The sequence below is a fragment of the Streptococcus sp. 'group B' genome, from assembly GCF_002073795.1.
Classification (GTDB): Bacteria; Bacillota; Bacilli; order Lactobacillales; family Streptococcaceae; genus Streptococcus; species Streptococcus agalactiae.
Map to the genome: position 1 here is coordinate 1,407,827 of NZ_CP020432.1, position 23,690 is coordinate 1,431,516.

Sequence of the window (23,690 nt, forward strand, 5' to 3'; positions counted from 1 at the left end):
TATCATTTTTTCATCTTTTTCCCAATAGAAAAAGGAGTTAAACAGACGCTGTCTAACTCCTACCTTTTTTACTTCTCTTTTCTCTCTCCAGTTACAAACATTGTAAAAATAGCAGTTGTAACCATTTCGTCTTTCTGATTTTTAATGTGAACATCAACGACTTTTGTAGTACGACCATTATGAACACAAGTACCGATGACAGTAAGCAGATCATCTAATCGGCCTGCCCTCAAATAGTTGATATTTGATTGTAGAGTTACCGCTTCATATCCTGTTGAAATAGCAACTAAACCACTGACTTGATCACACAGTGTAAACAAATAACCACCATGAGCATTACCATAATAGTTGAGCGAAGAGTCAACGACCTTCGTTGTTAAGGTAACTTGACCTTCTTCCCAGTTTTCAATTTCGTAATTCTCAAATACTTTTACTTGTTCTAAATTGAATTTCATTCTACTATAACCTCACTTTTTCTATGACCATTATAGCAGAAAATAAGGAAACCATAACTGTAAACGTTTTTATTTTAAAGTTTTTAACTGATCTATCATAACAAAAGAGCTCAGATACTCTGAGCTCTTTTGTTATGATTTCATGCTTTCTTTTGGCAATATTAAATTTAATATAATACCCACTATAGCACTTAATGCTGTTCCTGATAAAGTTAGAGCACCTAGATCAAGGACTGCTCCACCGAGGCCTAAAACTAACATGGAACTGGCAATAATCAGATTACGAACCTCAGCAAAATTGACACGATTTTCAATCAACACTTTTAATCCATTACTTGCAATAACACCATAAAGTAATATAGCCATTCCACCAAGTACTGCACTAGGAATTGTAGAGATCAAAGCTGTAAATTTACCAAAGAATGAAAAAGCGATTGCAATAAAAGCTGCATTACGAATAACCGTTACAGAAGCTATACGCGTCATGCCAATAACACCTGTATTTTCACCATAAGTAGTTTCAGCTGGCCCTCCTATAAGAGCAGAAAATGCGGTTGCTAAACCATCTCCAATTAAAAGACGATTTAAACCTGGTTTTTTTAGAAAGTTACGCCCACAAATCTGACCTAAAACTGTATGATCACCGATATTTTCAGCAATCGTTACAATTGAGATTGGAAGAATTGCAAGCATTTCTGGTCCAAAGTAAAGTTTATAACTGTGAAATAAACCTGTCTTAAACGGTAAATAGAATTTTGGTAATTCAAACCAGGCAGCTTTTTCAACTGGAGATAAATCTACCAAGCCAAGAATGATTGATAAAATATAACCTCCAATAATTGCAAATAAAAATGGAATAATCTTGATAAAACCTTTCCCTTTAGTATTGATAAAAGCTGCAATCAAGAATGTAACAACAGCAACTAGCATTTTACGCCAATCACCTTTAGCGACAAAACCTGCATTAGTTACAGCAGAGTTTGCCAAACCTAAACCAATAACAATAATCATAGGTCCAATGATTATTGGTGGCAAAATCTTATCAACCCATGAATTTCCTACGAACTTAATAACCGTCGCCACAACGACATAGATTAGACCTACAAAAAGAATACCTGTTTGAGCAGCCGAAATATCGCCATGCATTTGTTTCATGGCTAATGCCATAGCTGTAATATAAGCAAATGATGAGCCTAGATAAACAGGGACTTTAAATTTTGTCGCAACTTGATAAATGAGCGTTCCGCAACCAGAAGCAAATAAAGCCACTGATACAGGCATCCCTAAAATAAGCGGAACTAATATCGTAGCTCCAAACATGGCAAAAACATGTTGAAAACTTAAAAGCAAACCTTGAAATAATTCTGGTTTTTCATCGATATCTAGTAATAAGTTAGTAGAATGTACTTCCTTATCTACTAGAATTTGATTACTTTCACCTTTAGCATTTAAAGTCATATCTAAACTAGTCCTCTTGGGCATACAAAAAAGCCCACTTTCTATAGCAATATAGTCATAGGCTTTATTTTTTTCCTGATGTTTTTCTCACCTCACGGGATGAGTTTAAAAACCTACGCTGAAAGAATTATAGCATAAGACATTTTAGAAAACAAGAGTTTTTTGAAACTATATTGACAAAACTATGCTTTTTCATTATGATAGTTAACATAATAAAATATACCGAATGACGTCATTCAGGAGAAGAAAGTTAGACTTTCGCCGAAGGAATTACACTCTCAGGTGTCTTAAGACAGGACTGATTGACAGACGGACTTCTGGAGAGACCTATAAGTAGCAACATCTTTGTATTGACACCAAGATGTGCTCTAGGCGCCGAAGGGGCAAGAAGAGTAAAACAACTCCTCCAATCTCTCAGGCAAAAGGACAGAAGCTAAAAGCCAATATTAATAATGAGTAGTAAGCTTATTAAGTTTACTACTACCTTTATTTGTGCGCTTTTTAGCTAGCATCTTTCAGAAGTTATCTCTTTTAGAGATAACTTCTTTCGTTTCATTACAGAATCCATAGGTATGTCATGTATCAAAGGAGAACATATGCTAACACTTTTTACTCATATCAATAGCTTCGTTTGGGGTCCACCTTTACTTGCTTTATTAGTCGGAACAGGTATTTACCTATCATTTCGCTTAGGTTTTGTTCAATTGAGACAACTTTCTAGAGCTTTCAAATTGATTTTCCGAGAAGATAATGGACAAGGAGATATTTCAAGTTATGCTGCTCTTGCAACTGCTCTTGCTGCAACGGTAGGGACAGGTAATATCGTTGGTGTGGCTACGGCTATTAAATCTGGAGGACCAGGAGCTTTGTTTTGGATGTGGGTAGCCGCCTTTTTTGGAATGGCAACAAAATACGCAGAAGGATTATTAGCTATCAAATATCGCACAAAAGATACTAATGGAGAAATTTCTGGGGGACCAATGTACTACATTGTCAATGGAATGGGACAAAAATGGAAACCATTAGCAGTCTTTTTTTCTGCAGCAGGTATCTTAGTAGCTCTTTTAGGAATAGGGACATTCACTCAAGTCAATGCAATTGCCTCTTCTCTTGAGCATACTTTCAAAATATCAACTAGATTTACCAGCCTCATTCTTGCTGTTATAGTATTATTTATTATATTTGGAGGTATAAAATCTATTTCAAAAGTTTCAGAAAAAATAGTGCCTTTTATGGCTATAAGCTATATTTTAGCAACTCTGATTATTATTGCAGTTAATTACAATAAGATTCCACATACTTTCCAACTCATCTTTAGCGGTGCTTTTTCTGGGACAGCAGCCATTGGTGGTTTTTCTGGAGCTATCGTTAAAGAAGCAATTCAAAAGGGAATTGCTAGAGGAGTTTTCTCAAATGAATCTGGATTGGGTTCTGCTCCAATAGCTGCAGCAGCAGCTAAAACAAAAGAACCTGTTGAACAAGGGCTTATTTCAATGACAGGAACCTTCATTGACACTATTGTTATTTGTACTTTGACAGGGATTGCAATTTTAGTTACAGGAAAATGGCTAGAATTTGATTTACAGGGTGCTCCGTTAACACAAGCATCTTTTAATACCGTATTTGGCTCACTAGGTAGTTTTGCCCTAACCTTCTGCCTTGTCTTATTTGCTTTTACTACTATTTTAGGATGGAGCTACTACGGAGAGCGTTGCTTTGAATATCTATTGGGGACTAAATTTATTAACGCTTATCGCATTATTTTTGTCATTATGGTCGGCTTAGGTGGTTTCTTACAGCTCGATCTCATTTGGGTTATCGCTGATATCGTTAATGGTTTAATGGCTTTACCAAATCTAATAGCTCTCCTAGCTTTGTCACCAATTATTGTTAAAGAAACACAGAAATATTTTTCAGAGACTAAAAATATCACTAAGCCTTGAACTTACTAGTTTTATAGTCTGCTCCTAAGTGATATAATGTGTAGATGAAAGGAAATTAGGAAAATGGCAACTTCTACTGAAAACTTACAACTTGCAAAAAGAGGGCCTATTATTAGTATCATTGCCTATATAACACTGGCAGTCGCTAAATTAGCTGCAGGTTATTGGTTTGATGCTACTTCACTTGTAGCAGATGGATTTAATAACTTATCTGATATCTTAGGAAATGTAGCACTCTTAATTGGTTTACACTTGGCTAGTCAACCAGCCGACTCAAACCATCGTTTTGGTCACTGGAAAATTGAAGATTTAGCAAGCCTGATTACCTCTTTTATCATGTTTGTCGTAGGTATTCAAGTTTTTATTCAAACTGTCACTAAGATTATTAATAATACTGATACTAACATTGATCCTCTAGGTGCTATAGTAGGTGCTATATCTGCTCTTGTTATGCTTGGCGTTTGTTTCTATAATAAACAATTATCTCAAAGAGTAAAGTCTAGCGCTCTGGTTGCAGCTTCTAAAGATAACCTTTCTGATGCTGTGACATCTATCGGCACATCTATTGCTATCATTGCGGCTTCTCTAAATTTTCCTATTATTGATCGTTTAGCTGCTATCATTATTACTTATTTTATTCTTAAAACAGCTTATGATATTTTTATAGAATCTGCTTTCAGCTTATCGGATGGTTTCGATGATTATCAATTAAAACAATACGAAAAAGCTATATTAACAATTCCTAAAATATCCGCTGTAAAATCTCAACGTGGACGTACTTACGGTAGTAATATTTACCTTGATATTGTTCTCGAAATGAACCCTGATCTCTCAGTCTTTGAAAGTCATGCCATTACCGAAAAAGTGGAAAAACTACTCAGTGATAAATTTTCTGTATATGACATAGATATTCATGTAGAACCCGCTTCTATCCCAGAAGACGAAATTTTCGATAATGTTTACCAAAAATTATACAAAAACGAAAAAATCATCCTAGCAAAAATCCCCGGTTATGAGACTTTTATTAGCCCTGACTTTTATATGATTAATGAAAAGGGAAATATTATCACTTCTGACATGCTTACTAATGCTACAAATCATTCATTGGCAAGCAACTTTAAATATTTCAATGTAAAATCAATTAGTCAAAAAACAAAACTTGTGTCTTATGAATTGGAAGGTAAACGACATACTAGTATTTGGCGCCGTAATGAAAAATGGTTCTTAATCTACCATCAAATAACTGCCAAGTCAAGTCCGTATAAAACGAGACGATATCAAATCACTTCCCTTGATTAATATACTATTTAATCAGTTACTCTTGATAAAAATAGCTTACAAAAACAAATTAAAAAGATTGAGAAGAATCTCCGTCTTTTTAATTTGTTTTTATGTAAACGTTTCATAGCCTTGAAAATTACTTTCAGAGTAGTAGACTATAATGGAAGGAGTTTTTCATGAAATTATACGTTCAATTAATGGTTATTTTAACCTTTTCATTCGCTGGTGAGGTTCTATCTACTATATTCAACTTACCTATACCAGGTAGTATTATTGGATTAATATTACTATTCCTAGCGTTAAAATACAAAATCATCAGGCTCAGGCATATTGATACTGTGGGGAATTTTCTATTAGCAAATATGACCATTTTATTTTTACCACCAGCAGTTGGACTGATGGAGCACTTTCAAGACATAAAGCCCTATCTTTTTGGGATAGCTATCATTATCTTAGGAGCGCTATTTCTCAATATTCTAACTATTGGACTGGTATCCCAATGGATCAAAAAGAGATATGAAGGAGATTATCCAGAAATTGGAGGTAAAAATGGCAACTTTAACGAATAACCCTATCTTTGGTATTATGTTAACCGTATGGGCGTATTACATTGGCATAAGGATTTTTAGAAAATATCCTTCCCCTGCAACAACTCCACTTCTTTTGGCGACTATTTTATTAATTGCTTTTTTAAAATTAACACATATCTCCTATAAAGATTACTACAATGGTGGTTCATTTCTAACGATGTTAATTACGCCTTCAACGGTTGTATTGGCTATTCCTCTCTATAGAACCTTTCATTTAATGAAGCATCACATTAAAAGTATTAGCATTAGCATCATCTTAGCTTCTGTTATCAACACAGTTTTTACCGCAATAGTTGCTAAGTTTTTTGGTATGAAATATTTCTTAGCAATCTCACTTTTCCCAAAGTCCGTAACTACAGCTATGGCCGTTGGAATTACAAGTAAAGCAGGTGGATTAGCTACTATCACTCTGGTCGTAGTTGTTATTACAGGCATCTTAACAAGCGTTTTGGGGCCTATTTTTCTAAAATTATTAAAAATAGAAGATCCTGTTGCTATAGGGCTCGCGCTAGGAGGAACTGGGCATGCTATAGGAACTGGACAAGCCTTAAAATATGGCCAAGTTCAAGGCGCCATGGCTGGACTAGCAATTGGTATCACAGGAATTTGCTATGTTATTGTCAGTCCTTTAGTTGCAGGCTTAATATTGAAATGAGGAAAAGAAAAGTAAACCCAAAATAATTATGTTATAATATTTAAAAATAGAATTTAGGATAAATAATTATGATACCGTTAAAAAAAATAACTGTTGGAACGATTGTCTGTCTCTCATTTTTGGGTTTAACAGCATGCTCTTCTTCAAATACTCAGCAAACCTCTACTTCAAAATCAAATGTATCACAACATAAAAATATCAAAGCTGACCACGAAGAATTACGTTTGAAATTTAATAAAGTAAAGTTAGGGGTTAAAGCAAATAACTTTAAAGGAGGCACTAGTCTCGCTGAATTAAAACAATTATTTGGTGGCGAACCAAATGAAAAATTTGATACACCAGCGGGAAATGTCACTCTTAAAGGCTATCGTTGGAATGTCGATGATATCTCCATCACTATACAATTATTAAACGATAGTAGCATTGTTCGTTCAATTAGTAATTTTAAGTTTATTCGTGATGCCAACATCACAACAAAAGATTATAATAGTTTAAAAAATGGCATGTCATACAATAAAGTAAAAGAACTTCTAGGAGAACCTGATGATATTTCTCAAGCAGTTTCTTCAGATAAAGAGGAACTACAGGCTGCATGGATTAGTGGCATCCAGTCGTCAGACAGTGACCCGGGAATTAACCTTACATTTGAAAATGATAAACTCACTAACAAACAACAGCATGGTTTAAAATAAAAAGGCATTAACGCCTTTTTATTAATACCTTAATTACTTATTAGAAACATTTTATTACACAATGGTTTAATCTTAGTACCTTAACTTAGCCCCTTAATGGTCATACTAACTAATTATGATACTAACTTACACAGATTTCAAACTGATTCTCCCTTATTTGTCAACCCTAGTTTTACTTATCAGAAATGAGGAGAATCAGTCTGTGAGGCAAGGTTGGAGATAAACTAATATAAAGCCTATAACATAAAGCTTTATGGAGCATCTATTATCCATCTTAAGGGAATCGAACCCCTATCCCAAGAACCGGAATCTTGTGTGATATCCATTACACTAAAGATGGTAGTACATGTTACATTATAGCATACTTTATCAACAAAAACAAAAAGACTTGCTTTAGCAAGTCTTTTAATTATTATAATTCAATATCACCGAATAAGTCAGCCATAGAGAATCCAGTTTGTGTTTCTGGAAGCTCATAGTCGCGTTTTTCTTGACGACGTGGACGACGTGGACGTGATTGACGTTTTTCTTCTTTTTCACCTTCTGCTTGCGCTGGACGCTCTTCAAGAGCTTTCATTGAAAGTGATACACGTTCTGCATCTGAATTAACTTCAAGAACTTTAACAGTAACTTCTTGTCCTGCAGATAATACGTCTTTAGGATTTTCAACACGTTTGTGTGAAATTTGTGAAATGTGTACAAGTCCATCAATGCCAGGTAACACTTCAACAAAAGCACCAAAGTCAGTCAAGCGTTTTACTTTACCTTCAATAACATCACCAGCAGCAAGTTTTTGTTCAACGCCATCCCATGGGCCAGGTGTAGTTGCTTTAAGTGAAAGTGATACACGACCAGCTTCTTCATCAATTGAAAGTACTTTAACTTCAACTTCTTCACCAACAGTTACAACTGATTTAGGTGAAACATTGCGCTCATGTGATAATTCAGTTACGTGTACAAGTCCATCAACACCACCAAGGTCAATGAAAGCACCAAAGCTTGTTAAACGAGCAACTTTACCAGTTACAACTGAACCTACTTCAATGTTTGAGAAAACTTCTTTACGTGCAGCAGCTGCTGATTCTTCAACAACTTCACGACGTGAAAGGATGAAGCGATTTTCTGCTGCATCAACTTCTTTGATTTTAGCATCAAATTCTTGTCCAACAAATTTTTCAGTGTTACGTACAAAACGAGTATCAATCATTGAAGCTGGGATGAAACCACGAAGTCCTTCAAATTCAACTGAAAGTCCGCCTTTAACAGCACGTGTACCTTTAACAGTAACAACTTCACCTTCACGACCAACAAGTTTGTCCCATGCTTTACGAGCTTCCAAGCGTTTTTTAGATACAAGGAAAGTTACTGTATCAGTATCTTTACCTACAACTTGACGAAGAACAAGTACTTCAACTGTGTCGCCAGCTTTAACAAAATCATTGATATCAGCATCACGATCGTTAGTCAATTCACGAAGTGTCAAGACACCTTCAACACCAGTACCATCGATAACAACGTTTGCTTGACCGTTATCAACTGTTAAAACTTCCGCAGTGACAACGTCACCAGGATTCACTTCGCTAACACTGTTTAGCAAATCTTCAAATTCATTCATTCTAAAAAATCCTCCAACAAAAGCTAGCCGAGCTAGCTTTTGATAACAATATATTTTCTCAAGGTAACCCGCAAGGACAACAAATATCTCTTTGACGGTGTCAAACAAAAGTTTGATACCTTTGACTGGGGTAGCTGGATTCGAACCAACGCATGAGGGAGTCAAAGTCCCTTGCCTTACCGCTTGGCTATACCCCAAATAATGGAAAGAGAGGGATTCGAACCCCCGAACCCGAAGGAGCGGATTTACAGTCCGCCACGTTTAGCCTCTTCGCTATCTTTCCGTAACAACACTGACTATTCTACCACAGATGTTGTTAGCACGCAAGCTTTTTAAATAAATATTAGCGATTAAGATTATATTCTTCAATAATATTTCCCATAGCTTGATCTAAATTTTTATAGAATCCACTCACTTGCTCACCTTTAATCACAGCAAATTTAGAATCTAGCTCTGCAATTTGACCTACAATTTTTTTTCCAATAACGAGTTGGTATCCATCAACCTTAGTTCCATTAACTGTTACTTGAGCGTCTAAAATTTGAATTTCAATTTTCTTATCTTTTTTACTCACTATTAACTCCAATATCTCTTTTATTGTTTTTTATTGTACACAAAATACTAAAAGCTTGCAAGAGCAAGCTTTTAGTATAGACTTAATCTACTTTATAAATCCACCCTTCTGGTGCTTCAACATCACCAAACTGGATCCCTACTAACTCATCATATAGTTTACGTGTCGCTGGACCAACTTCTGTCTCACTGTAGAAGACATGGAAGTCATCTCCGTTTTGAATTCCTCCAATTGGTGAAATAACTGCGGCTGTACCACATGCGCCAGCTTCTGTGAATTTATCTAATTCGTCGACAAAGACATCTCCTTCAATCGCTTCCATACCAAACCTTTCTTTAGCAAGGTAAAGCAATGAATATTTAGTAATTGAAGGTAAAATTGAAGGACTCAAAGGGGTGATAAACTGATTATCTTTAGTAATTCCAAAGAAATTAGCTGCTCCAACCTCTTCAATTTTAGTATGTGTCGCTGGATCAAGATAGATAACATCTGAAAATTGTTTCTCATGAGCGTATTTCCCAGGAAGAAGACTAGCAGCATAGTTACCACCAACTTTTGCAGCTCCTGTACCATTCGGTGCTGCTCTATCATATTCTTTGGAAACAATAAAGTTAGTTGGTGTTAAACCACCTTTAAAATAACTACCTACTGGCATTGCAAATACCGTAAAAATATATTCTTCAGCAGGTTTAACTCCAATAATATCTCCCACACCAATTAATAAGGGACGAATGTATAATGTTGCCCCTGTACCATACGGTGGAACAAACTCCTCATTAGCGCGTACAACAGATTTAACCGCTGCAATAAATTTGTCTGTCGGAACATGTGGCATTAAAAGACGATCTGCTGTTCTTTGAAGTCGTTCTGCATTTTGATCTGGACGAAATAACTGAATAGAGCCATCTTTAGTTCTATAAGCTTTCAATCCTTCAAAAGCTTGTTGCCCATAGTGGAGGGCAGGAGAACTTTCTGAAATATGTAGCGTTGCATCATCTGTCAACTTGCCATCATCCCATTTCCCATCTTTAAAATGCGAAATGTATCGGAATGGTAATTTTCTGTAAGCAAAACCTAAATTATCCCAATCTAAATTTACTGTCATAAGGTACCTCTTTCTTTGGGTTTCTAACTATTGTACGCTATTATCATTATTTTTTCAATATTATTTGTAAAATTCAGATAAATTACCAAACTAGTAAAAACACAAATATGTTTTTACTTAATTTTAACTGAGAATACTTCTTCGTCAGAAATCTTATCAGATACAAAAGAGCCATTACTTGTACGTTCAGAAAAACTCCATTGACTTAAATCAACATCGTAAACTTTTCCTGTTTTAGACATAATCTCAAGTACGAAAGTATCTCCTTCATGATTCGATACTGAACTAAATAAATCAAATTCAAAAGATGAATCCTCTAAATATACAGGTCCTGCTTTAAAAACGCGATGCGGTTTGGATTTCAATTCACGAAGAACTTGAAGTCCTCGATTAGCACGACTAGTTGTGGGGATAACATCAATGGCCATTCGTTTAAGACTTCCTCTATGAGTTAATAAATATAAACTTGTGGTGTTAGCTATAAATGCAGATACGATGTGATCACTATCTTTTAAATTCATCGCTTTTACACCTGCGGCTTTACTACCAACGACTGGTACATCATTTATACTAAATCTCAACACATAACCATTATAAGTGACAAGTATAACATCCTCTAATTGGATAGGAGCAACAGTCACAACGTAATCATCTACATTTTTTAACTTAGCATATTTAGCTGTTTTTGACTTATATGTCCGCCATGGACTGATTTCTTGACGTTCAAAACGCTTTATTTGCCCTAAACTAGTGACAGCAAAATAAGTTTCTTTAGTAAAATCATCTACTAATTCAGCATAAATAATTTCTTCATTTGAAGCAAAGTTAACAAGATTTTGTGATAAATGTTCACCAACGTCTTTCCATCGAATATCAGCTAATTCATGAACTGGACGATAAGCAAGATTACCAAGGTTAGTAAACATCAATAAATGTTGGGTAGTCTTTGCATTGCTCACAAATATCAATTCGTCATCTTCTCGCTTACCAAGTTCATCAACGGTTGATGCATTGAAAGAGCGAGGGCTGGTGCGTTTTACATATCCGCCTCTAGTAACACTGACGTATGTGTCCTCTTCGATAATTAAACTTGCAGTATCGATTTCAATAGTTTCAGCTAATTCTTGAAGTTCAGAACGTCTAGTATTGGCAAATTTCTTTTTGACCTCACGTAACTCACGTTTCATTACGTTATACATCGTACGTTCATCACTAATAATTGCCTTGAGCATTGTGATTTGTTGACGAAGTTCTTCTTCTTCTTCTCTCAACGTCACAATATCAGTATTTGTGAGACGATATAATTGCAATGTGACGATAGCCTCTGCTTGAGCTTCTGAAAACTCATAGCTGACCTTCAAATTCTCTTTCGCATCAGCTTTATTCTCAGAAGCACGAATTAATGCAATCACTTCATCCAAAATAGAAAGAACCCTAATCAGTCCCTCAACAATATGGAGACGTTTTTCGGCTTTTTCTTTATCAAATTTTGAACGAGCAATAATAATTTCTCTTCGGTGAGCGATATAGCTAGTTAATATTCTTGATAGACCCACCTGCTTAGGGGTATAGTCATCAATAGCAACCATATTGAAATTATAATTAACTTGTAGGTCTGTATATTTAAAAAGATAATTTAAGACAATTGTTTCATCGGCTTCTTTTTTGAGCTCAATAGCGATACGAAGGCCATCTCTATCAGACTCATCACGCACTTCTGCTATTCCTGGAACTTTATTATTAACACGAACATCATCGATTCGTTTTACTAAAACTGACTTATTAACTTCATAAGGAATTTCAGTAACAATAATTTGTTTCTTACCACCTTTTAAGGTTTCAATAGCAGTTCGCGAGCGAACCGCTACTCTCCCCTTACCAGTCTCATATGCCTTACGAATTTCATCTTTTCCTTGAATGATAGCGCCAGTTGGAAAATCTGGACCAGGTAGAAATTCCATTAATTTATCTAATTTAGCTTTAGGGTGATCAATCATGTACACGACAGCATCAATGACTTCTGCTAAATTATGTGGTGGAATATCTGTCGCATAGCCTGCAGATATTCCTGTTGCTCCGTTGACTAAAAGATTAGGAAAGGCAGCTGGTAAAACAGTTGGTTCTTTCTCTGTATCATCAAAATTCCACGCAAAGGGTACAGTATTCTTATCAATATCTTGAAGAAGATAATCAGCAATTTCTGATAGACGGGCTTCCGTATAACGCATAGCTGCCGCAGGATCTCCATCCATAGAACCATTATTTCCGTGCATTTCAATCAATGTCTCACGATTTTTCCAATCTTGAGACATACGAACCATCGCGTCATAGATAGAGGAATCCCCATGAGGATGGAAATTCCCCATAACATTACCGACTGATTTTGCAGATTTGCGAAATCCCTTTTCAAAAGTATTACCATCTTTATTCATTGAATAAAGGATTCGACGTTGAACAGGTTTTAAGCCATCACGAATATCCGGCAACGCCCGTTCTTGAATGATATACTTAGAATAGCGCCCAAAACGCTCTCCCATAATGTCCTCAAGGGACATATTTTGAATATTAGACATATTTTTAATTTTCTCCTAGTTGGAGTGGCTTAGTATTATTTTTCCACTTATTTGAAATGAATGATTGGCTCTCTTGTCTAACGCATACAATATTACTTGTACACTATAAAACATGAATAACCAAGGCTCTTTATTAAAATACTGTATTCTCTTCTAAAGTAAACTTGACATTATCTTCAATCCATTGGCGTCTTGGAGGAACTTTATCACCCATCAAGACATTAACTCGACGTTCTGCTCTTGCTAAATCTTCAATTGTTACACGAATTAATGTCCTTGTCTCAGGGTTCATAGTGGTTTCCCACAATTGATCGGCATTCATTTCTCCAAGCCCTTTATATCGTTGTAATAGTGAGCCTTTACCAAATTTTTGTCGTAATTCTTCTAACTCTATATCCGTCCAAGCATACTCAACAATTTCTTTCTTACCTTTTCCTTTTGACATTTTATACAAAGGTGGCAAAGCAATATAGACATGTCCCTCTTCAACAAGAGGTCTCATATAGCGATAAAAGAAAGTTAATAATAGTGTCTGAATATGAGCTCCGTCAGTATCAGCATCGGTCATAATGATAACTTTATCATAATTAATATCGTCAAGATTAAAATCAGGACCAACACCTGCACCAATGGTATGGATCATTGTATTAATTTCTTCGTTTTTTATAATATCAGCCATCTTTGCCTTAGCTGTATTCAATACTTTTCCTCGCAACGGTAAAATAGCTTGAAACTTTCTATCACGACCTTGCTTAGCAGAGCCACCTGCAGAGTCTCCTTCGACTAAATAGAGTTCATTTTTCTTAGCATTTTTTGATTGTGCAGGGGTTAATTTTCCAGAAAGTAGACCTTTATCTTTTTTCGACTTTTTCCCATTCCTACTTTCATCACGTGCTTTACGTGCAGCTTCACGCGCATCACGTGCTTTTATTGCCTTACGGATTAAATTAGATGCTAAATCTCCATTTTCCATAAGAAAGTAAGTTAACTTTTCAGAAACAATACCATCAACAATTGGTCGTGCTAAGGGACTTCCTAGTTTATCTTTAGTTTGACCTTCAAATTGCAAGTGCTCCTCAGGTACAAGAATAGATAAAATGGCTGATAGCCCCTCACGATAATCAGAACCTTCAAGGTTTTTATCTTTTTCTTTAAGAAGTCCTGTTTTACGTGCATAGTCATTCATAGACTTTGTAATAGCTGATTTCAAGCCAGTTTCATGTGTTCCACCATCTTTAGTACGAACATTATTGACAAAAGAAAGGATATTATCTGAAAAACCATCATTATACTGCAAAGCAACTTCGATATGAAATTCTTGTTCTTCACCTTCGAAAAACATGATTGGTGTCAACGTTTCTTTATCTTCATTTAAATACTCTACAAAATCTTGAACACCGTTTTCATAATGAAATTCTAGATGCTCTGCTTCTTCTGAACGATTATCTGTTAAGGTTAAAGTAACATTTTTTAAGAGAAAGGCAGATTCCTTTAAGCGCTCTGCAATTGTATTAAACTTAAAATCTATCGTTGAAAATACTGATTGATCTGGCATAAAGCTGACAGAAGTTCCAGATTTTGATTTTGGTGCCGTGCCAATTTTTTTCAGAGTTGTAACGGGCTTACCACCATTTTCAAAACGTTGTCTGTAAATAGCTCCGTCGCGAATGATTTCAACTTCTAACCAAGAAGACAAAGCATTAACTACAGATGATCCAACACCATGGAGACCACCTGATGTTTTATAACCACCTTGTCCAAATTTTCCACCTGCATGAAGCACCGTGAAGATGACTTCAACAGTAGGTTTTCCCATAGCATGCATTCCAGTTGGCATACCACGTCCATGGTCTGTAACAGTTATACTCCCATCTTTGTTAATAATCACATCAATGCGATTTCCAAAACCTGATAGAGCTTCATCAACTGCATTATCTACAATTTCCCACACTAAATGATGTAAACCAGTTCCATCTGTGGAACCGATATACATCCCTGGACGCTTACGAACAGCATCTAATCCTTCTAAGACTTGAATAGCATCGTCGCCATAATTCGTCACTGTTATATCTTGTTTAGTCAAAGTGACCTCCAAATTTTTTCATCTTTTTTATATTACAAGTTTTTTGCTGTTTTTGCAAAATTATTTTTTTAAAAATAGCAAAAAGACTTTTATGCTTATGTTATAATAAGGGTATGAATATTATAATTATGATTATCATTGCCTATCTGTTAGGCTCTATCCAAACTGGGCTTTGGATTGGTAAATATTTTTACCAAGTCAATCTTCGTCAACACGGTAGTGGTAATACTGGCACCACGAACACCTTCCGTATTTTAGGTGTAAAAGCTGGCATTGTCACTTTGACTATTGACATTTTAAAAGGGACTCTAGCAACACTTATTCCTATCATATTAGGTGTAACGACAGTATCTCCATTTTTTATCGGTTTTTTTGCTATTATAGGTCACACTTTCCCTATTTTTGCACAATTCAAAGGTGGGAAAGCCGTTGCTACAAGCGCTGGGGTTTTGCTAGGATTTGCACCTTCTTTTTTCCTTTACTTATTAGTGATCTTTTTATTAACGCTTTATCTTTTTAGCATGATTTCGCTATCCAGTATTACAGTAGCTGTCGTAGGTATCCTTAGTGTCTTAATTTTTCCATTAGTAGGTTTTATATTAACGGACTATGACTGGATATTTACCACTGTGGTTATCTTAATGGCCCTCACGATTATTATCCGACATCAGGATAATATCAAACGTATTCGAAAAAGGCAAGAAAATTTGGTTCCGTTTGGCTTAAACCTAAGTAAACAAAAAAATAAATAATAAAAAACCGCTACTAGCGGTTTTTTATTATAAGACTAACAATGTTTCGAGAGTAGATTTCCCTTCTAATTTAACCAATCAATCTCATTTATTCCTTCTTCTTCTAAGAAATGATTTGTTCTAGAAAAAGGTCTGCTACCAAAGAAACCACGATAAGCAGATAGGGGACTCGGATGAGGACTCTCAATAATATGATGAATAGGATTATCAATTAGCGACTTTTTCTTTCGAGCATAGCCACCCCACAGAATAAAGACTACTGGGGTTTCCTTTTGGTTAACCACTTTGATGACAGCATCAGTAAAAGGTTCCCATATAAGCCCAGCATGACCATTAGCTTGGTGTTCTGGAACTGTTAAACAAGCATTCAATAGCAGCACTCCTTGTTGCGCCCATGATGTTAAGTCATGATGTGAACGTGACCCAATATCTTCTGCTAATTCTTTTAGAATATTTTGAAGTGAAGGAGGAGCTGGTAAATTGTCTGGAACAGAAAATGAGAGTCCTTGAGCTTGTTGAGGGCCATGGTAAGGATCTTGGCCAATAATCACTACTTTTACGTTTTCTAGTGGTGTTATCTGTATGGCATTGAACACCTTATCTCTTGGAGGATAAACGATTCCGCTTTCGTAAACTGCATCCATAAATGTATTAATTTTATTGTAGTAATGATTGGGTAGTTCTCTTTTTATTAAATCATGCCAACTGGAATGTTTCATTTATAACTCCTTACTTTTAGATATCTGTATTACTAGTATAGCAATATTTTATAAAAAACGTTACTGCTTTATTCATTCAAAGCAGTAACGTTTTTTTATTAATCTTCGTCCTTAAGACCTAGAGCCAAATCAGATAAGGACACTGGTCTAGAATTTTCTTCTTTCAAAGAAGTATTTATAATGTTTAAAGAAGTATAAACATCAATAAGGATTCCAAATACATGTGCACGTTCATCACCTAAAATTGCTTGAAAAACCGTCTGTGATTGACAGAATTCTAAAAGATTATCTAAGCCCTTAATCCATTCTTCTACAATAGCCAGAGCCTTATTCATGACTTTAAATGACGATTCATCATACCAATAAATAGAACGAATCAGTTTTTTTTGCTTACTCAAAGCTTCTATTTTAGAAAGTATCTCACCTAGTTCATTCTGCACAATAGCAATAGAAAAATGTTTCCCCAGTAAAGATGGGGTTTTTTCTACTAATATAATTTCATCACGAAACAAGGTTAAATAATGAATACTGACTAACAATTTTTGAATTAGCGCTTGGTGATCGTGTGTTTCAGTTTCTCTCATACTCAACCATCCTTACTATTTCTGACTGGTAAAACTATACGTAGCTTACTTTAAATATACCATATCACTATTGAAATCGCAAAAATAAGATGAATAATTTTATAAAATAAATATTATAAGGTTTTAACTTCGTCTACAAATAATTGATATTGACTTTGTAACAAATCATTAGCCTCTTGAGTAAAATGTAATCCATCACTAGTTAAATGATAATTTAGATTACCATCCTTTGATAAAAATCTATTAATATCTAACAGTGGAATCTGATTTTGATAACAAAATTCTGTTAGCCATTGATTGATTTTCTCAATATCTGCATTATTGACAGTTTCTCTAAAAAGGGTGTAAGCAATAGTTGTCAATCTCATCTTTATTTTATTCTCAGCTAATAATGAGTAGAGTTTTTGGAAATTGCTGAATATTTCTTCCACACTATGACCTGTAATGAGATCATTTACCCCTATAGAAACAAAAGCCTCTGTTACATTAGCTGTCAAAAAGTTAGGTAAGTTTTCCAACATCGTTGCTAATGTTACACCACCTTGGGAATAATTATGGTAATTTTCTAGTGAGATAGATATCGTTTTTGAATCACCTAAAATTATCTTTGAAGCTTCTCTATTGAACAAACGACTATAGCCTTCTTTATAAAAAACTTTATTCTCTTTTTCCCTAATGGCATAATCGAAAAAGAGGTGACCGATGACGTGGATAAAATCATCTCTCGTATCAACATCTAATGAAAATTCCTTTGCCATTTGATAAGCATATGTCCTAGAGGTGAAAAAGCTTTTTTCCCTTAAGTAAGTTTCTTTATTAGAAATAAAAATAGCGCCGTTCGGATAGTATAAAGGTTGTAAATCTTGGCGACGATAACCTTTATCTGCTCCCACCATATCTATAGCATAGCCTTTATCAGACAATGTCGTAAACAGACCAGGGTGTTTCTCAACTTCAGAAAAACTTACAACATTGTCAACATCATGTGAAGAATAATACTCCATTGCTTCCTTTATATGCCATGATTTTCTTAGTGGAGAGGTTACTTGAAGTAACACAAACTCCTGATTATCTTCATAGTCAGATAAAAAATCTTTTAACATATCATACGAAGTTGCCTGATCAGTTGAAAGTTCCGGTTTTCTCATCACCACTGAAATACCGCGTTCTAAACAAATCTCTCTGTACAATTCTGAATCTGTACTAACAAAAATATCTTTCTTATCAAACATTCCAGATTCAATTGCAGCATCTATAGTATGGAAAATCATGGGTTTACCTGCTAGGAATAACATATTCTTATCTGGTAATCCTTTTGACCCTGATCGCGCAGGAATAATACAAATTGGCTTCATAACATATCCTTTATTTTATTTTTTTGGCTGGAACCCCTACATAGGTTCCAGGTTCTATAATATCTTTTACAACAACAGCTCCTGCGCCAATTGTCGTACACGATGAAATATCCAAGGTTTGAATAATAACACTGGCACTACCTACATAAACTTCTTCTCTAATATAACAAAGACCATTTATGGTAGCATTAGGTGCTATATTACAGTGTGATTCTACAACAGTATGATGTTCAATGAGCGCTCCTGTATTAACAACGTTGTTATCAAACAGCTTCACTTTAGAACCTATAAAAGCCCCAAAACCAATAAAGATACCACGCCCACAAATACTATCTGGTGTCAATACTAAAGCATTGGGACTAATGATGTTAATAATAAAGTCATAATAATCCTTTGCTACATATTCAAATAGTTCTTTCCTTTTAGCATTATCACCTATTGTAATAAATACTGCATCTATTGAGCCATCTTCAAGGTAAGGTAGCACATCATAAAGTTTTCCAAGAACAGGATAACCATCATGCTCCGTAATATCTTTATCATCAAAAAAACCTACGAAATCATACACAAGAGGATCAATAACCGGAGCAATCGCATCAGCATGACTTCCTGCGCCTAAAAATGCCAACTTTTTTTTCATTTTAGATTATTCTCCTTTAAATCATAAAATGGTTGGGAAATTGAAGGTTCATCTTTCAAATAAAGCTTTATTGCTTCATATGCAATAGATGAAGCATTCTCTTTGTAGTAGGGATTGTCAAAGTTGGTCACTTCATTCAATTTTGATAATCCCTCCAATACAGAGGGGGTTTCGACTGGTACACTTACTACACTTTCTCCATGTAGCCTACCTTTTTGGCGATCACCAATATTAAGAGTAGGTTTCATCAAAGAAGGAACTTCTATTAAACCAGAAGACGAATTACCAATCAGTCCTAGTGAATGACGAATTAAGGAATGATAAAGTTGGGTTGATAAAGAAGCAAAGCAATAACTATTTTCATGATTTATCAAATAAGTATTGATAGCCTTTGCAATATCATCAGAACCAGTATCTGAATTGGATCCTATAAATAGACACTGGACACCAAATTTAGAAAGGGCTGATAGTACCGCTTTCATCTGTTCTCCAGCACTTTTTCCTTGTTCAAAAGTAACAGGATGATAGAGAACAACAAAATAGGATTCCTCTAGTACAATACCTAATTGCTTTTCTATTGCTTCTTTGGTTAGAGAAGGGATTGATAGAGCATTTTCCACTCCGAGAGCTCCTGTGTTAATTACAAATTGAGGTTGTTCTCCCATCTGAATCACACGTTGACGAAAGTCCTCTGTAGAGACTAAGTGTAGGTGACTCATCTTAGTAATTGCATGGCGAATATACTCATCAAAATTGCCTAATGAGGTCTCCCCTCCATGAAGGTGGCATACTGGGACATTATAAATCAACGCTACATTCACAACTGGTAACATTTCGTAACGATCCCCTAAAATGATGACTAGATCATAGTCTTCCTTGTCAAAAATTTTGGTCAATCCTAGTTGTAAATGCGCCATTGCAGTAGATACAGTTCTTCTGTCAGTATCATAAAGATGTAAGGGAACTTTATAAGCAATATCAAAACCGTCTTCTTCAATTTGACGATAAGTATAGCCGTACTTTTCTTCCAGATGCATTGCTGTTGCAATAATTTGTAAGTTGACTTCTTTATCTTTTGATAATCTTTGAATCAATGGCTTCATTATTCCGTATTCAGCACGCGATCCGGTTACTAAACAAATTTTTTTCATCGTATCCCTTCTATATATAGTAATTACATAATCTTAGCCGTGTAATACATCTGTTGCCGATTATAATTAGGTGTTATTATAACTCGGGCAATTGATTTTCAAAGCGTGAATCACGAATAACTTCATCCTCTTCGAAATCATCTTGCGCTTCTTGTCCCAAGATGTCATACCAGTTCATAGGAGAAATACCATTACCTGGGCGCTTCACCGTAATATTTTCTATTGAATAAATATCGCCTTTTTTAATTGGTTTTAAAGCAACGACTGATTTACGAGCAACAATCTTATTTTTCTCTTCTACTGGATCTGGGATTTTTTCAAATCTACCTAAGGCTTGTTCAACAATGCGAACCCCTTTAACTAAAGCAGCTAAAATATCAGGTGTTGCACTGGCTTTATGATCCGGACCTTCCATATTAGTATCTAAAGTAAAGTGTTTTTCAATAACTTCTGCACCCATTGCTGCTGCTGCGATAGGTACTTCTGATCCAATTGAATGATCCGAATAACCTATCGTTAAATCTTTAAATTCATCTTTCAAAGTATGAATAACGTTTAAATTTAGAGAGGGGTAAGGTGTTGGGTACTCTGTTGTACAATGTAAAATAGAAATGTCGGTTGTACCATTCTGACGTAAAATATTCACCGCTTGATGGATCTCTTCCATTACCGCCATACCCGTCGAAAGAATAACTTTCTTTTGTTGCTTGCCAATCTTTTCTAAGTAAGGTAAATTAGTGATTTCTCCTGATGGAATTTTGTAAATTGGCATATCTGTAGAAATTAAGAACTCTAATGACTCTTCATCAAAAGGTGTTGAAAAGGTCTCCACACCTTTTGAAATTGCATAATCACGCATTTCTAAGTATTCTTCAAAGCTTAACTCTAAACGTTTCGTCATCTCAAGTTGACTGTCTGCTGTTCCTGTAGTTGCTTTTTGATATTCAGCTTTGGGAGCAAATTTAGAAATAAGTTTCTCAGCTTTAAAAGTCTGAAATTTAACAGCATCAACACCACAAGACACGGCAACATCTACCATTTTTTTCGCAAGATTAATATCTCCATTATGATTGCAACCAATCTCTGCAATAATATAAACCATTATCTTCTCCTTCTTTTTTTACTCAATAAGTCTAAAATGACTTTTTGAAAAACAATGCTATATACTATAAGAATAATTATTCCTAAACTCCATCTAATAACGATAGTATCTAGGAACATGTTCATTAACATAGCATAACTAAATACTATACCACTTAAAATGATGTACTGCCTAACTGAGACATCTGAATAATGGTATTTAACTTTCGAAACAATATGATGAAAAATCAACAAGGCTAAATAAGATATTATTGTAGCCATAGCAGCGCCATAGGCTGCATAATGAGGAATTAATACAAGGTTTAGTAACCAATTTACACCAGCAGCTAATAATGTCCCAATAGGAATCCATGTCGTATTAGCATAGAAGAATTGGATATTTACAGGAAATGTATAGAGAAAAACTAAAAAGTAGCTGACAATAATTAAAGAAATAAATTGAACACTACTACTATACTTGTCTCCTCCCATTATTTGAGCTAACTCAGGAAAAACAGTCAAATAACCTAATGTTAAGAAAACTCCTAAGTAGAGATAACGGCTAATATAAGTTGAAAGTTGCAGTAATTTTTCTTTTCTAGCATCAAAAAACCATGGAATCCAAGCCATATTAATACTATTCAAAACAATCTGAATAATCATTCCAAGCGAATAACCGAAACTATACATTGCAACTTCTTTAGTATTGTATAAACGAGCTAGCATAATTCTATCTAATTGCCCCAACAACTGGTGTCCTAACAAATGGAAAATCAAGGGAACAGACACAGTGACAATGAACCGAAAATACTTAGGATTGTAAAAAGATTTGCTATGATAATAAATATAAGCAAAGGCAACTATTCCAGTTATTATAGTAGGAACAAAAGCTCCAAAAACCCTAGATAAAAAGTCATCGGACCAATGAAAAATTAAAAATAGAGATAGTGCAACAGATGAAACTGCATTGGCTAAGGATAATATTAAATTAGCCAAACTCCTCTGTTGTTGTATAAAATACTGACCAAAGAAAGTCACCACATAGCTAGCGTAACTTTGACACACCATTAATAAAAAAATAGATTCAGAAAAACCAACTAATGGTGCAAGAAAACTTCTAAATAGAAAAGCTATCAAAAGTATAATAAGAAACCATATATTACCTACAGAAAAGGCACTCCCTGAATAGCTTTTAAATTCTTCTCCGTATTTGACCCGGGCTGAACTTAAAGAACCGCTCGTCTGAAGGCCAATAAAAAGCATAATAATATTCATCCAAGCGACATATAAACTATATTGGCCATAAACTTCTGTTGAGATAACCCGAGTATAGATGGGAAGTGTGATAAAGGCTAATCCTTGCACCAATAAATTCCCGAGTGTATAAATAAAACCAGATTGAAGTAATTTCTTAGTATTCATTTAATATCCTTCAGATCTACTAAAGTTATTTTTTTATCAACACAAGTTAAAAAATCCAGCGCAGTGGACGAATGTGTTATCCCACATTCGAACCGACCTGTTGACATCAACTCTATAATTTCCATAGGAACATTTGATGGTAATAGCTCTACCGGCAATTTGGAATAATCTACTACATCTCTAGGATGAACTTTTAAATAAACATTGTACCCTAACGTTCTATATTCCTGGACAATATCGTCAAAATAATCGTATTGCTCTTGAATACTTTGAAACCTCTCTGTAGGTGTTTTATAACATTTATCTTGTGCAAGTGGCTGTGTCAACAATAATACTGACTTTGGAGTTATAGTTAATGGTTTTGTTTTAAATATTTTGAAAATCAGTGATTTTTGTTCTTTGTTAAGACTATCAAATAATTTTTTTCTCGGTAGTTCTTTATATTTCTTACTCCTTATGTCATGAGGTAACCCCACTAAAGAATTAACCTCAATTGAGAGACAATATTTTGAAAAACCATACGGAACATACTTTTTAAATAAGTAAGTTTTAATTACTCGTTTTACGACAGAACCACCCAAGAATAACTTGGCTTGAAAACAGTTATAACCATCTTCAATTAGATGATAATTTTTACCTAAATACACCATATAGCGACCTATTAAAGTATCATCATTAAATAGATAGACTTGTGTATCTACTCTCTCAAAGTAGTGATTTAAGTCTGAATCTACAAGCTCCATCACTTCTTCAATATTTTTATTTTGTAACTGCTCCCGATAAGCAAACTCTTTAAATGATTCAGTTCTTATTCCCTGATCATTTAATATCTTTACCCAAGTTTCATAATCCGTGATAGTGTCACAAATAAATATTCTAGTATTTTCTTTATCTTTTAACTTTATTATAGTAATCAGTAGATGGTATAAAGTATGACAAACAAAATTAGTCATTTTATTTTTC

Annotated in this window: 21 protein-coding genes, 3 tRNA genes and 1 riboswitch; of the genes, 6 read left to right on the forward strand and 18 right to left on the reverse strand. The window is 34.8% G+C overall.

Annotated features, from left to right (window positions below):
- Window positions 1–68: 68 nt before the first annotated feature.
- Window positions 69–455: a PaaI family thioesterase gene (locus A6J68_RS07470; RefSeq protein WP_000671265.1), complete on the reverse strand. Its 387-nt coding sequence runs from the start codon at window positions 453–455 to the stop codon at window positions 69–71.
- Window positions 456–587: 132 nt separating this feature from the next.
- Window positions 588–1,913: a uracil-xanthine permease family protein gene (locus A6J68_RS07475; RefSeq protein ID WP_000174081.1), complete on the reverse strand. Its 1,326-nt coding sequence runs from the start codon at window positions 1,911–1,913 to the stop codon at window positions 588–590.
- A gap of 307 nt (window positions 1,914–2,220) precedes the next feature.
- A riboswitch (glycine riboswitch) is annotated at window positions 2,221–2,353 on the forward strand.
- Between the two features lie 156 nt (window positions 2,354–2,509).
- Between A6J68_RS07475 and A6J68_RS07480 the strand changes: the two genes are divergently transcribed.
- The 5 genes from A6J68_RS07480 (at window position 2,510) to A6J68_RS07500 (ending at window position 7,074) form a co-directional block, all read left to right on the forward strand.
- Window positions 2,510–3,856: an alanine/glycine:cation symporter family protein gene (locus A6J68_RS07480; protein WP_000956724.1), complete on the forward strand. Its 1,347-nt coding sequence runs from the start codon at window positions 2,510–2,512 to the stop codon at window positions 3,854–3,856.
- A 63-nt stretch (window positions 3,857–3,919) separates the two neighbouring features.
- Window positions 3,920–5,155, forward strand: coding sequence for a cation diffusion facilitator family transporter (locus tag A6J68_RS07485; RefSeq protein WP_000235896.1), 1,236 nt, complete (start codon window positions 3,920–3,922; stop codon window positions 5,153–5,155).
- Window positions 5,156–5,313: 158 nt separating this feature from the next.
- On the forward strand, window positions 5,314–5,706 hold the full coding sequence (locus A6J68_RS07490) for a CidA/LrgA family protein (RefSeq protein ID WP_000781330.1): 393 nt from the start codon (window positions 5,314–5,316) through the stop codon (window positions 5,704–5,706).
- Window positions 5,687–6,382, forward strand: coding sequence for an LrgB family protein (locus A6J68_RS07495; RefSeq protein ID WP_000224247.1), 696 nt, complete (start codon window positions 5,687–5,689; stop codon window positions 6,380–6,382). Before A6J68_RS07490 ends, A6J68_RS07495 begins: the two co-directional genes overlap by 20 nt.
- Window positions 6,383–6,450: 68 nt before the next feature.
- The gene (locus A6J68_RS07500; RefSeq protein WP_000612517.1) at window positions 6,451–7,074 is read left to right on the forward strand and encodes a DUF3862 domain-containing protein; all 624 of its coding nucleotides are present in this window, start codon (window positions 6,451–6,453) and stop codon (window positions 7,072–7,074) included.
- 268 nt (window positions 7,075–7,342) lie between these two features.
- Here the strand turns inward: A6J68_RS07500 and A6J68_RS07505 are convergent.
- From A6J68_RS07505 to parE, 8 genes are all read right to left on the reverse strand, one after another.
- Window positions 7,343–7,414, reverse strand: a tRNA-Arg gene (locus tag A6J68_RS07505).
- A 72-nt stretch (window positions 7,415–7,486) separates the two neighbouring features.
- The gene (gene rpsA, locus A6J68_RS07510; RefSeq protein ID WP_001001614.1) at window positions 7,487–8,689 is read right to left on the reverse strand and encodes a 30S ribosomal protein S1; all 1,203 of its coding nucleotides are present in this window, start codon (window positions 8,687–8,689) and stop codon (window positions 7,487–7,489) included.
- Between the two features lie 125 nt (window positions 8,690–8,814).
- Window positions 8,815–8,886: transfer RNA gene (locus tag A6J68_RS07515), tRNA-Gln, on the reverse strand.
- A gap of 5 nt (window positions 8,887–8,891) precedes the next feature.
- Window positions 8,892–8,972, reverse strand: a tRNA-Tyr gene (locus A6J68_RS07520).
- 60 nt (window positions 8,973–9,032) lie between these two features.
- The gene (locus A6J68_RS07525) at window positions 9,033–9,263 is read right to left on the reverse strand and encodes a DUF2969 domain-containing protein (protein WP_000037096.1); all 231 of its coding nucleotides are present in this window, start codon (window positions 9,261–9,263) and stop codon (window positions 9,033–9,035) included.
- Window positions 9,264–9,345: 82 nt separating this feature from the next.
- Window positions 9,346–10,368: a branched-chain amino acid aminotransferase gene (locus tag A6J68_RS07530; protein ID WP_000217780.1), complete on the reverse strand. Its 1,023-nt coding sequence runs from the start codon at window positions 10,366–10,368 to the stop codon at window positions 9,346–9,348.
- A gap of 113 nt (window positions 10,369–10,481) precedes the next feature.
- Window positions 10,482–12,941 (reverse strand): DNA topoisomerase IV subunit A, encoded by a 2,460-nt coding sequence (parC, locus tag A6J68_RS07535; RefSeq protein ID WP_000065521.1) that lies wholly within the window; start codon window positions 12,939–12,941, stop codon window positions 10,482–10,484.
- A gap of 133 nt (window positions 12,942–13,074) precedes the next feature.
- Entirely contained in the window at window positions 13,075–15,024 is a 1,950-nt protein-coding gene (gene parE / locus A6J68_RS07540; RefSeq protein ID WP_000165915.1) for a DNA topoisomerase IV subunit B, read from the reverse strand.
- 113 nt (window positions 15,025–15,137) lie between these two features.
- Here parE and plsY point away from each other — a divergent pair, with 113 nt between their 5' ends.
- Window positions 15,138–15,776, forward strand: coding sequence for a glycerol-3-phosphate 1-O-acyltransferase PlsY (gene plsY / locus A6J68_RS07545; RefSeq protein ID WP_001021321.1), 639 nt, complete (start codon window positions 15,138–15,140; stop codon window positions 15,774–15,776).
- Window positions 15,777–15,841: 65 nt separating this feature from the next.
- Here plsY and A6J68_RS07550 read toward each other — a convergent pair whose 3' ends face one another.
- From A6J68_RS07550 to A6J68_RS07585, 8 genes are all read right to left on the reverse strand, one after another.
- Window positions 15,842–16,495: a uracil-DNA glycosylase gene (locus A6J68_RS07550; protein WP_000682955.1), complete on the reverse strand. Its 654-nt coding sequence runs from the start codon at window positions 16,493–16,495 to the stop codon at window positions 15,842–15,844.
- A 98-nt stretch (window positions 16,496–16,593) separates the two neighbouring features.
- Window positions 16,594–17,079, reverse strand: a complete 486-nt coding sequence (locus tag A6J68_RS07555) for a hypothetical protein (RefSeq protein ID WP_001209321.1) — start codon at window positions 17,077–17,079, stop codon at window positions 16,594–16,596.
- A 113-nt stretch (window positions 17,080–17,192) separates the two neighbouring features.
- Window positions 17,193–18,434 carry an N-acylneuraminate cytidylyltransferase gene (gene neuA, locus A6J68_RS07560; RefSeq protein WP_000802345.1) on the reverse strand — a complete coding sequence of 414 codons (1,242 nt, stop codon included), beginning with the start codon at window positions 18,432–18,434 and terminating at the stop codon, window positions 17,193–17,195.
- Window positions 18,435–18,444: 10 nt separating this feature from the next.
- Window positions 18,445–19,074, reverse strand: coding sequence for an acetyltransferase (locus tag A6J68_RS07565; RefSeq protein ID WP_000727601.1), 630 nt, complete (start codon window positions 19,072–19,074; stop codon window positions 18,445–18,447).
- Window positions 19,071–20,225 carry a UDP-N-acetylglucosamine 2-epimerase gene (neuC, locus tag A6J68_RS07570; protein ID WP_000717640.1) on the reverse strand — a complete coding sequence of 385 codons (1,155 nt, stop codon included), beginning with the start codon at window positions 20,223–20,225 and terminating at the stop codon, window positions 19,071–19,073. Before neuC ends, A6J68_RS07565 begins: the two co-directional genes overlap by 4 nt.
- A 76-nt stretch (window positions 20,226–20,301) precedes the next feature.
- Window positions 20,302–21,327, reverse strand: coding sequence for an N-acetylneuraminate synthase (gene neuB / locus A6J68_RS07575; protein WP_000262516.1), 1,026 nt, complete (start codon window positions 21,325–21,327; stop codon window positions 20,302–20,304).
- Window positions 21,327–22,727, reverse strand: a complete 1,401-nt coding sequence (locus tag A6J68_RS07580) for an oligosaccharide flippase family protein (protein ID WP_001093065.1) — start codon at window positions 22,725–22,727, stop codon at window positions 21,327–21,329. Before A6J68_RS07580 ends, neuB begins: the two co-directional genes overlap by 1 nt.
- A complete protein-coding gene (locus A6J68_RS07585) occupies window positions 22,724–23,680 on the reverse strand; it encodes a glycosyltransferase family 52 (protein ID WP_000181211.1) in 957 nt (318 codons plus the stop codon). Before A6J68_RS07585 ends, A6J68_RS07580 begins: the two co-directional genes overlap by 4 nt.
- Window positions 23,681–23,690: the final 10 nt, after the last annotated feature.